Origin of the sequence: Noviherbaspirillum sp. (assembly GCF_036846085.1) — a bacterium.
In the GTDB taxonomy this organism is placed as follows: Bacteria; Pseudomonadota; Gammaproteobacteria; order Burkholderiales; family Burkholderiaceae_D; genus Noviherbaspirillum.
In genome coordinates this window covers 1-10545 of the sequence record NZ_DAIUCO010000186.1, presented here as the reverse complement: position 1 = coordinate 10545, position 10545 = coordinate 1, and the positions used below count along the sequence as shown (strand labels likewise).

The window sequence follows — 10545 nt, the reverse complement described above, 5'->3', positions numbered from 1 at the left end:
AGACGGGATCGGATGAACCGGGAGCGGCGGCGGGAACAGGCGCAGAGGAAGCGGACGAACCGCCCTCTCCCGCCAGCGTCAGCAGCTGCGAACCCTTCGACACCTTATCGCCGACCTTGACCTTCAGCTCCTTGACGATGCCCGCATGACTGGAAGGGATTTCCATGCTGGCCTTGTCGGACTCCACCGTCACGAGGGATTGGTCCACCTTGACCGCGTCACCGGGTTTGACCATCAATTCGATCACTTCGACTTCACTGAAATCTCCGATGTCCGGCACAAGGACGTCGACGGAGCCGGACGATGCGGCACTTGATGCCGGCGCAGCCGACGTTGCCGGCACCAGCGGAACCGGTTGCGGCGTCGACTGCTGGCCTGCAGGCGCAGCACCGGCAGGCGGCGCCGCACTTGCGCCCGCTTCCTCAAGGATGAGCAGCAGCGTGCCTTCCGACACCTTGTCGCCGACCTTGATCTTCAACTCCTTCACGACGCCGGCATGACTGGATGGAATTTCCATGCTGGCCTTGTCGGATTCCACTGTGATCAGCGACTGGTCGACTTTCACCGTATCGCCCGGCTTGACCATCAGTTCAATGACTTCAACTTCCTTGAAGTCGCCGATATCCGGTACTTTGACTTCCTGCATACCCATAGCTTTAGCTCCGTTTTTGTTCTTGCGCCGTTCGGTTCCTTCGCCTTGCGAGAGAAGGTCAGGAGGGGATGCCGAGAGTGAGCCGACGCATGCACCGGCCCGATCTCGTCACCTCCGCCCCTGCCCCCTCCTTCTGGAAGGAGAGGAAACCGGATGGATACCGGCGAAAAGGGATGTATTGTGAATTACAGCGTAACCGGATTCGGCTTGTTCGGATCGATGCCATACTTGGCGATCGCCTGTGCGACAACCTTGGCATCGATAGCACCGTCTTCAGCCAGCGCTTTCAAGGCAGCAACCGTCACATAATACCGGTTGACCTCGAAGAACTCGCGCAGTTTCGCACGGGTATCGGAGCGGCCGAAACCATCGGTACCGAGCACCTTGTAGTTGCGCCCCTTCGGCATGAACGCGCGGATCTGTTCGGCAAAGGTACGCATATAATCGCTGGTGGCGACGATCGGTCCCGTCGTGCCCTGCAGCGACTGGGTAACGTGGGCAAGGCGTGGCGGCTCCGTCGGATGCAGCAAATTCCAGCGATCCACATCCTGGCCATCGCGGGCCAGCAGCGTGAATGACGGGGCAGACCAGACATCGGCGGCGATATTCCAGTCGTTCTTGAGGACCTCCGCAGCGGCAATCGCTTCCCGCAGGATGGTGCCCGAACCCATCAACTGGACGCGCAGCTTGGCGTTCTTGTCGCCTTCCTGGAGCAGGTACAGGCCTTTCAGGATGTCCTTCTCGGTGCCAGGCTTCAGTCCGGGATGACTGTAATTCTCGTTCATCAGGGTGATGTAGTAGAACACGTCCTCCTGCTGCTCCACCATGCGCTTCAGGCCGTCCTGAATGATGACCGCGACTTCATGCGCGAATGTCGGGTCATAGGGTATGCAGTTCGGAATGGTCGATGCGAGTACATGGCTGTGGCCGTCTTCATGCTGCAGGCCTTCGCCGTTCAGCGTGGTGCGCCCGGCAGTACCGCCGAGAAGGAAGCCGCGCGCCCGCATGTCACCCGCCGCCCAGGCAAGGTCGCCGACCCGCTGGAGGCCGAACATCGAATAGAAGATATAGAACGGGATCATCACCCGATTGTTGGTCGAGTAGGAGGTCGCCGCGGCGATCCAGGAGCTCATCGCTCCGGCCTCGTTGATGCCTTCCTGCAGGATCTGGCCCGCCTTGTCTTCGCGGTAATACATCACCTGATCCTTGTCGACCGGTTCGTAAAGCTGGCCCATCTGGTTGAAGATACCGATCTGGCGGAACAAACCTTCCATACCGAACGTGCGCGCCTCGTCCACGAGGATAGGCACGACGCGCTTGCCGATGTTCTGGTCGCGCAGCATGGTGGTAATCATGCGCACGAAAGCCTGCGTCGTGGAGATTTCCCGACCTTCCGAGGTAGGGTCCAGTACCGCCTGGAATGCAGCCAGATCCGGGACCTGGAGCGTTTCCTCGGCTTTCCTGCGGCGCTGCGGCAGATAACCGCCGAGTGCCTTGCGGCGCTCATGCAGATACTTCATTTCCGGTGAATCCTCGGACGGCTTGAAGAATGGAATCTCGGGCAGCTTGTCGTCCGGAATCGGAATGTTGAAGCGGTCACGCATGTCGCGGATCGCCTGATCGTCGAGCTTCTTGGTCTGGTGGGCGGTGTTGCGTGCCTCGCCCGACTTGCCCATGCCGAAGCCTTTGATCGTCTTCACGAGCAGCACAGTCGGCTGGCCCTTCGTATCCTGCGCGTTCTTGAACGCGGCGTAAATCTTGTGCGGGTCGTGGCCGCCGCGGTTGAGGCGCCAGATGTCGTCATCGGACATCTTGCTGACCAATTCCAGGAGCTTGGGATGCTTGCCGAAGAAGTGCTTGCGCACATACGCGCCATCCTTCGCCTTGTAATTCTGGTATTCGCCATCCACGGTTTCCATCATGACGCGCTGCAGGATGCCTTCCTTGTCGCGCGCCAGCAATTCGTCCCAGTAGCCGCCCCAGATGACCTTCACCACATTCCAGCCCGCACCACGGAAATCGGCTTCCAGTTCCTGGATGATCTTCCCGTTGCCACGCACCGGGCCGTCGAGGCGCTGAAGGTTGCAGTTGACCACCATCACCAGGTTGTCGAGCTTCTCTCGGCCGGCCATGCCGATCGCACCCATCGACTCCGGCTCGTCCATTTCGCCGTCGCCGCAGAATACCCAGACTTTGCGGTTGTCGGTCTTTGCAATGTCACGCGCATGCAGGTATTTCAGGAAACGCGCCTGGTAGATCGCCATCAGCGGGCCAAGTCCCATGGACACCGTCGGGAACTGCCAGTAATCCGGCATCAGCTTCGGATGCGGGTAGGAAGAGAGACCCTTGCCATCGACTTCGCGGCGGAAATTCAGCATCTGGTCTTCGGTGATACGGCCTTCCAGGAAGGAGCGCGCATAAATGCCGGGAGATGAATGCCCCTGGATATACAGCAGGTCGCCGCCGTGATCCTCGGTCGGCGCATGCCAGAAATGGTTGAAGCCGATGCCCAGCATGTTGGCCAGTGAGGCGAAGCTGGAGATATGGCCGCCGAGATCGCCCTCGCCGCGATTGGTCTTGACGACCATCGCCATCGCATTCCAGCGCATCCAGGAACGCAGTCGTTCCTCGTATTCAAGATTGCCGGGACAGTGTTCGCCGAGATGGGCGGGGATGGTATTGACGTAGGCGGTATTGCTGGAGAAGGGGATGTGCGCACCACGGCGGCGGGCCAGATCGACCATGCGCTCCATCAGGTAATGCGCACGCTCCGGCCCTTCGGTTTCGATCACGGCTTCGAGCGCGTCGAGCCATTCCTGGGTTTCCATCACATCGGGATCGTTGGCGGCTTGGGCCAACACTTGGTCGAGCTGAGCTGACATGGTGCGTCTCCTGATTTATTGACCATCCGATTTCGGAATGCAATCGGGCTTTTTTTGACAACGTTTGACCGTGGTAGTGCGCGGCGAAAAGATTCTAACAGGTGTTTTTGATAATTTCAAATTACGATACCAAATTTCATATTGCGGAATTTAGTTCATGCTCCGCCGGTCCGCGCACCTTCCCTCGCATAGCGCCACGCCACCGAGGTCTTATAATCCTGTTTTAATTGTTCCTTTCCCGCACCCACCATGACCGCACAACTGATCAACGGTACCCTGCTCTCCCAACAATTGCGCGCCGACGTCGCGAAACGCGCCTCCGCCCTGACAGCCCGAGGCAAGCAGCCAGGGCTTGCGGTCGTGCTGGTCGGGGACAGTCCCGCCTCCCAGGTCTATGTGCGCAACAAGATCAAAGCCTGTGAAGACAACGGGATCCATTCGGTTTTCGAAAAATACGATGCCGACCTGACCGAAGCGGCACTGCTGGCGCGGATTGATGCGTTAAACCAGGACCCCAAGATCAATGGCATCCTGGTCCAGTTGCCTTTGCCTGCGCATATCGATGCTCATAAAGTCATCGAAGCCATTGCGCCGGAGAAGGATGTCGACGGATTTCACATCAGCAACGCCGGTTTGCTGATGACCGGCCAGCCGCTGTTCCGCCCCTGCACACCTTACGGCGTCATGAAGATGCTGGAATCAATCGATTACCCCGTGCGTGGTGCGCATGCGGTAATCGTCGGGGCCTCCAACATCGTTGGCAAACCGCAATCGATGCTGCTCTTGCAGGCCGGCGCGACCGTCACCATCTGCAACTCCAAGACCCGTGATCTCGGCCACCATACGCGACAGGCCGACATCCTTGTGGTTGCCACAGGAAAACGCAATATCGTGACTGCCGACATGATCAAGCCCGGCGCTGTCGTCATCGATGTCGGAATGAACCGTGACGATGCGGGCAAACTCTGCGGAGACGTGGATTTCGCCAATGCACGGGAAGTAGCCGGCTATATCACGCCGGTGCCAGGCGGCGTTGGTCCAATGACCATCACGATGTTACTCGTCAACACTATTGAAGCTGCTGAAAGAACCTGACTGAATGAATGCCAATCTGAATCCCCTGCTCGACTTTTCCGATCTCCCGCGTTTCGACGCGGTCAAACCTGAACACGTTACGCCTGCAATCGACGCATTGCTGGCCGAAAGCCGTGCCGTCGTTGCACAACTTGAAGCACCGGCCACGGAAGTCACCTGGGAAAATTTTGTCGAGCCGCTGGAAAACGCGACCGAGAAACTGGGGCGCGCATGGGGCATCGTGGGTCACCTGAACTCGGTAGCCGACACACCGGAATTGCGTGCCGCCTATAACGAAAATCAGCCCAAGGTCACCGAATTCCGTACCTCTCTTGACCAGAACCTCGCGCTATTCCAGAAGTACAAGGCCCTGCGCGCCAGCGCCGCCTATGAAACGCTTTCCCCTGCACGCAAACAGATCGTTGAACATGCGCTGCGCGATTTTCGTCTTGGCGGCGCCGAGCTGCCGGAGGATAAAAAGCAGCGCTTTGCCGAAATCCAGGAACAGCAGGCCGCATTGAGCACGAAGTTTTCCGAGAATGTGCTCGACGCCACGAATGACTATGCGCTGTTCATCGAGGATGAAGCCGAACTCGACGGGTTGCCTGACGACGTGAAGCATGCGGCCCGCTCGGCAGCCGAAAAGGATGGCAAGCCAGGATTCAAGTTCACCCTGCATTTCCCCTCTTATTTCCCGGTCCTGCAATATGCGAAGAACCGTTCGCTGCGTGAACAAATTTATCGCGCGAATGCGACCAAGGCATCGGAACTCGGCGCAAAACCGGAATGGGACAACACGAAGAACATCGCCGACATACTGAAACTGCGTGCCGAAGAAGCCAGGCTGCTCGGTTTCAATAACTATGCGGAGGTATCGCTGGTGGCGAAGATGGCCGACACACCGCAACAGGTCATCGCCTTTCTGGAAGACCTTGCGAACCGGGCCCGCCCCTTTGCGGAAAACGACCTCGCGGAAGTCCGTGCATTTGCGAAGAAGGAACTTGGTCTCGATACGCTGGAAGCCTGGGATATCACCTACGCCTCCGAGAAATTGCGCCAGCAGCAATATGCCTTTTCGGAGCAGGAGGTAAAGCAGTATTTCCCGGAACCGAAAGTCACCGCCGGGCTTTTCCGACTCGTGCAGACATTGTTTGGCGTTGAGATCAAACCGGATACCGCTGCCACCTGGCACAAGGATGTGAAATTTTTCCGCATCGAGAAGGACGGCCAGTTGATCGGGCAGTTCTATCTGGACCTGTATGCGCGCACCGGCAAACGGGGCGGTGCATGGATGGATGATGCCCGCGGTCGCCGCAGACTGGGGCAAGGCGTGCAAACGCCGGTGGCCTACCTGACCTGCAATTTTTCAGGTCCTGTTGTCGTAAACGGTGTTGCCCGGCCTGCATTCTTTACGCACAACGAAGTGAATACGCTGTTCCATGAGTTCGGACATGGTTTGCATCACATGCTCACGCAGGTCGACGAACTTGGCGTCTCGGGCATTTCCGGCGTTGAATGGGATGCGGTCGAATTGCCGTCGCAGTTCATGGAGAACTTCTGCTGGGAATGGGACGTGCTGCAGCACATGACTGCGCACGCCGATACCGGAGAACCGTTGCCGCGGGCATTATTCGACAAGATGATCGCGGCAAAGAACTTCCAGTCCGGCTTGCAAACACTGCGGCAGGTTGAATTTTCGTTGTTCGATATGCATCTTCATCACGACTATGACCCGTACAGCGAGAAGACGGCACAGGACGTACTGGCGGAAGTACGCCATCGGGTCGCCGTGCTGATTCCTCCAAGTTTCAACCGGTTTCAAAATTCCTTCGGGCACATCTTTGCCGGCGGGTATGCGGCGGGATACTATAGCTACAAGTGGGCTGAAGTGCTGTCAGCCGATGCCTATAGCGCGTTCGAAGAAGCCGGTGCGGCGGAGGGAAATATCCTTTCGGAACAGACTGGAAGGAAATTCCAGCGTGAAATCTTGGCCATGGGCGGATCGCGTCCGGCATTGGAATCATTCAAGGCATTTCGCGGGCGCGAGCCGAGTATCGATGCCTTGTTGCGCCACAACGGCATGACCGCATAACAACATCATTGAGGTCAACAGGGGGATAACCATGAACTACGCTTTGCCGGCATTCGCATGCCTGATTATGTTGTTTTCGGCGAGCGTACACGCGCAGTTGTACAAGTCCGTCGGGCCGGACGGAAAGGTCACCTACAGCGATACGCCGCCGGCGAAAGCCGCCAAAGTGGAAACCAAACCCATTGCCGCAAGCGGGCCGAGCACATCCGGCCTGCCGTTCGAGCTGGCGGAAGCGGTGAAGGGCAACCCTGTCACGCTGTACACGACCAAGAACTGCGTTCCGTGTGACGACGGCAAGGCATTGCTGGCCGAGCGTGGCATCCCCTTTTCCGAAAAGACGGTCAACACCGCGCCTGACATGGCGAAATTCAAGAGCATCAGCAGCGACGGTCAGCTACCGGTGCTGACCATAGGCCGAAACAAGGAGCGCGGATTTGAAAGCTCGGCATGGAACAATGCCTTGACTGCCGCCGGTTATCCCGTTTCGAACAAGTTGCCAAAGACGTATCGCAATCCACCGGCGGAAGCGGCGGCACCAGTTGAAAAACCGTTGGCAAAAGCAGACGACCAGACAGCGAATCAGGCCGGAAGTCAGTCAACGCAAGGCCGGTCGGGCGATACCGCATTGCCGCCGGCAGTCGGCAATGCACCGCCGGGATTCCGATTCTGACGATGCCGGCGGTACCAGCTCCACCGGACGGCCCTACTTCGAAACACACCGAAAGCAGCGGCTTGCAAGCGATGACCCGCATTGATTTCCATAGCAATGTCCCCGACAAGATTGCGTACGCCTGCCGGCTTGCCCGCAAGGCCCGGTCGGCAAACTTTCGCATTGCCATTCTGACAAAGGACAGGACAGATCTCGCAGCCCTTGATTCAGCGCTCTGGACGTTTTCCGAACTGGATTTTCTGCCACACGTCCCCGCCAATGAGAACCACGCTTCCATCACGCCGATCATCCTGACCGACAGCGATAATGACGAGTTGCCTCATTACGAGATCCTGATCAACCTGTCGGCCGGCACTCCCGCGCATTTTGCCCGCTTCGAGCGCATGTTCGAGATCATCGGCACCGACGATGCCGACAAGAGCGCCGGGCGGGAGCGCTATCGTTTCTATCAGCAACGCGGCTATCCCCTTACCCATTTTGTCGCTGAAAAAGCATGAACAATTCAACGCCGGACGCCGGCATCCCAGTCCTGACGGAAATCATTTCGCCACCGGCATCGTCTTTTGCGCCAACTCCTGCGTCGTTGCAACCGGTCAGCGATGACCAGTCATTGCCGACAGTCGCAGCACCTATCCCGCATGCATCCCCGCATTCCGAAGAACTGAAGAATGATCTCGATACGACGGAAAGATGGGAGCAACTGGAAACGGAACTGCGCGAACGCGTCTTGCAACAAGTGCTCGACCGCATCGATTTCGTTCTCGAACAACGGGTCCGGGACAGTCTGGCGGATGTCTTGCAAACCGCTGTAGAAGGACTCGCCTCGGAAATCAGGACCGGATTGCATCAAACTTTGAAGGAAGTTGTGACACGGGCGGTTTCGCAAGAGCTGATAAAAGCACAGTCTTTAAAAAAATAAAAATAATCGGTATTTTTTAATTTTTTATACGTTAACTCCCATTATTCCCTACCAAATAAAAAAATTGCACGCTTCATTGAATACATAAACAAGCGTTAACTTTCTACAATTCCGGTATCAACTTACGGAGCTGCTCATGAAAGTCATCGTATTGGGTTCAGGCATCATCGGTACGGCATCTGCCTGGTTCTTGAATAAATCCGGCCATGACGTCACCGTCATCGAACGCCAGCCTGGCGTAGCGCAGGAAACCAGTTTTGCCAACGGATGCCAGATTTCGGTCTCGCATGCGGAACCCTGGGCGAATCCCGCAGCACCGATGAAAATCCTGAAGTGGCTGGGCAAAGAAGATGCCCCGTTGTTGTATCGCTTCCGCCCCGAATGGCTGCAATGGCGTTGGGGCCTGAATTTCCTGCGTGAATGCACGCCGGCACGCACGGCCGACAATATCCGCCAGATCGTGGCCATTTCCGAATACAGCCGCCAGACGCTGCAGGCCGTTCGCGCCGAGACAGGGGTCAATTACGATCACCTGACCAAGGGCATTCTGCACTTTTATACCGATCAGAAGGAATTCGACGAGTCTTTGCCCGCTGCGAAGCTCATGCGCGATCTCGGCTGTCCGCGCGATTCGATCAGCGCCGATGAAGTGGTGAAGATCGAGCCTGCGCTGGCAAGGATTCGCGACAAGATCGTCGGCGGCGACTTTACCGCCACGGATGAATCCGGTGACGTCTACAAATTCACCTCCGGCCTTGCCGGCAAGGCCGCAAGCGCGGGTGTCGATTTCCGCTTCAACACCACCATTACGCGTCTGATCACCGAAGGTACCGGTGCCGCCGCGAAAATTACCGGCGTGGAAGTCATTACGCCTGACGGTCGCCATCAGGTCCTTCGCGCCGACGCATTCGTCATGGCAATGGGCAGCTTTTCGGTTCCGCTTCTCAAGCCGCTCGGCATCGACCTCATGATCTATCCGGGCAAAGGCTATTCCGCCACCTACGATGTCATCGACGCGGATGCCGCGCCGACGGTTTCGCTGACCGACGACGGTTACAAGCTGGTCGTGTCCCGTCTCGGCAATCGCCTTCGGGTTGCGGGCACCTGCGAGCTGAACGGCTACACGCGCGACCTGAACACGACCCGCTGCGAAGCGATCACACGCCGCACCCGCGAACTGTTTCCGCATGCATGCGACTATGACAATCCGGTGTACTGGACCGGATTGCGGCCGCTCACGCCGTCGAACGTGCCCTATATCGGCAAGACCCGCTTCAGCAACCTGTTCCTGAATACCGGACATGGAACGCTTGGCTGGACCATGGGTTGCGGATCAGGGCGTGCAATTGCCGATATCGTTTCGGGCCGCCTGCCGGAAGTCGACTTCGCCTTTACCGGCATGCCTCGTCGTCCCGCTAGCCAGCTCGCCACCTCGCGTCCCCTGCAAGCCTGACCTTACCCTTTCAGGCTTCATAAAATGAAGCGCACCGATGGATCGTGTCATCCGTCGGTGCGCTTTTGCGTTATAGGGAGGCGACGTCTACTTTGCGACCCGCACCTGCAACTCCGGCACTTTCTCGTCGAAGGCAATGCGAGTCGCGAATTTGGCCCGCTTCATCGGAAACCGGGATTGGAAATGGCGGACATTTCCTGAACCGGAAATGACGCGGCGGACAAACTGGTAATAGGCGTCCATGTCGATCACATGAACCACCAGGAAGTAATCGTAGTCGCCTGAAACGAAATAGCACTGCAGTACTTCGGCTTCCTTGGACATGCGGGCCTCGAACTCCTGCATATGGTCGTCCGACTGGTTGTTCAGGGACACTTCGAGAAAGGCCAGCATGCCGTAACCGAGTGCGAAGGGATCGACCATCGCGACGTCGGCGGCAATGATGCCGGCCTGCCGCAAATCCCGGATGCGGCGCAGGCACGTCGGCTGGGAAATATGGACTTTTTCGGCCAGGACTCGGGTGGGGATTTGATTATCTTTCTGCAGCAGGTTCAACAGCTTGCGGTCGACTTTGTCCAGCGTGTGAAATTTCGGCATATGGAAATCGGTGAATGTTGAAAGAACTGCAGAAAAATACTGTTCGAACGGTTAGTAATGTTGTACCGTCAGCCTGTTCTGAAGTAGGAATGGTAGGGCGTTCTAGTGTTGCAGTAAGCTTGTAATTTTTCAATCCTCAGGAGGTTATTTTATGCAGTTCAAGACAAAAATGATTCCATTGGCAGGCGCGATTGCATTTGCACTGG

9 protein-coding genes are annotated in these 10545 nt (G+C 57.3%); 6 read left to right on the top strand and 3 right to left on the bottom strand.

Translation table 11 applies throughout. From position 1 onward, the window contains the following. Both V7080_RS18700 and aceE read right to left on the bottom strand, forming a co-directional pair. A partial coding sequence (locus V7080_RS18700) for a biotin/lipoyl-containing protein (protein ID WP_334189906.1) occupies positions 1-652 on the bottom strand: 652 nt, incomplete at its 3' end. Between the two features lie 185 nt (positions 653-837). After that, entirely contained in the window at positions 838-3534 is a 2697-nt protein-coding gene (aceE, locus tag V7080_RS18695) for a pyruvate dehydrogenase (acetyl-transferring), homodimeric type (RefSeq protein ID WP_334189905.1), read from the bottom strand. A gap of 249 nt (positions 3535-3783) precedes the next feature. On the opposite strand from aceE, the gene folD reads away from it, so the two are divergent. The 6 genes from folD (at position 3784) to V7080_RS18665 (ending at position 9742) form a co-directional block, all read left to right on the top strand. Next, on the top strand, positions 3784-4629 hold the full coding sequence (folD, locus tag V7080_RS18690; RefSeq protein WP_334189904.1) for a bifunctional methylenetetrahydrofolate dehydrogenase/methenyltetrahydrofolate cyclohydrolase FolD: 846 nt from the start codon (positions 3784-3786) through the stop codon (positions 4627-4629). A gap of 4 nt (positions 4630-4633) precedes the next feature. Continuing rightward, positions 4634-6700 (top strand): M3 family metallopeptidase, encoded by a 2067-nt coding sequence (locus tag V7080_RS18685; RefSeq protein ID WP_334189903.1) that lies wholly within the window; start codon positions 4634-4636, stop codon positions 6698-6700. A gap of 31 nt (positions 6701-6731) precedes the next feature. Continuing rightward, positions 6732-7370: a glutaredoxin family protein gene (locus tag V7080_RS18680; RefSeq protein ID WP_334189902.1), complete on the top strand. Its 639-nt coding sequence runs from the start codon at positions 6732-6734 to the stop codon at positions 7368-7370. A 71-nt stretch (positions 7371-7441) separates the two neighbouring features. Then, positions 7442-7867, top strand: coding sequence for a DNA polymerase III subunit chi (locus tag V7080_RS18675; RefSeq protein ID WP_334189901.1), 426 nt, complete (start codon positions 7442-7444; stop codon positions 7865-7867). Positions 7868-7953: 86 nt separating this feature from the next. Further along, a complete protein-coding gene (locus V7080_RS18670; protein ID WP_334189900.1) occupies positions 7954-8289 on the top strand; it encodes a hypothetical protein in 336 nt (111 codons plus the stop codon). A gap of 136 nt (positions 8290-8425) precedes the next feature. Then, entirely contained in the window at positions 8426-9742 is a 1317-nt protein-coding gene (locus tag V7080_RS18665; RefSeq protein WP_334189899.1) for a D-amino acid dehydrogenase, read from the top strand. Positions 9743-9829: 87 nt separating this feature from the next. Here the strand turns inward: V7080_RS18665 and V7080_RS18660 are convergent, their stop codons facing one another. Beyond that, complete coding sequence (locus V7080_RS18660) at positions 9830-10339, bottom strand: Lrp/AsnC family transcriptional regulator (protein ID WP_334189898.1); 510 nt, start codon at positions 10337-10339, stop codon at positions 9830-9832. Positions 10340-10545 lie beyond the last annotated feature (206 nt).